Genomic DNA, 558 nt, shown 5'->3' with positions numbered 1-558 from the left:
AACGTGATTTCGAAATCAAAGTTGACCAGGCCTTCCACGATCACCTTACCGCCACCCGCACGTCCACCTTCTTGCGCGTATTTCCAGGCCTGATCCCGTTGTTCTTCACGACGGATCAAACTTTGTCCTTTACCTGAAGAACTCATGACCGGCTTGACGATACAGGGGTAACCGATTTCGGCAACGGCCTGTTGAAACGCGTCTTCGCTGGCCGCAAAACGGTAGGAGGAGGTAGGCAAACTCAACGTTTCTGCCGCCAGACGACGAATGCCTTCACGGTTCATGGTCAGACGCGTGGCTTTGGCACAGGTCTCTAGCGTGTCGGTGGCAATGGCTTCAATTTCCGGCACAATGTAATCAGGACGCTCAAGTTCGATAACGGCACGCAGCGCTGCGCCATCCAGCATGTTAATGACGTGGCTGCGGTGAGCGATATGCATAGCGGGAGCATTGGCATAGCGATCGACACCGATCACCTCAACGCCCAGCCGCTGGCACTCTATCGCCACTTCTTTACCCAGTTCTCCGCAACCTAATAACATCACGCGTGTTGCGCCT

The 558-nt window shown here is 54.7% G+C and carries 1 protein-coding gene; it reads right to left on the bottom strand.

The features are described 5' to 3' along the window. A partial coding sequence (locus J5224_RS34385) for an ATP-grasp domain-containing protein (RefSeq protein ID WP_264629312.1) occupies nucleotides 1–558 on the bottom strand: 558 nt, incomplete at both ends.

Source organism: Candidatus Symbiopectobacterium sp. NZEC135 (assembly GCF_025962695.1).
Note: the sequence above shows the minus strand (reverse complement) of the source record. Positions and strands in the feature narration are given on the sequence as shown.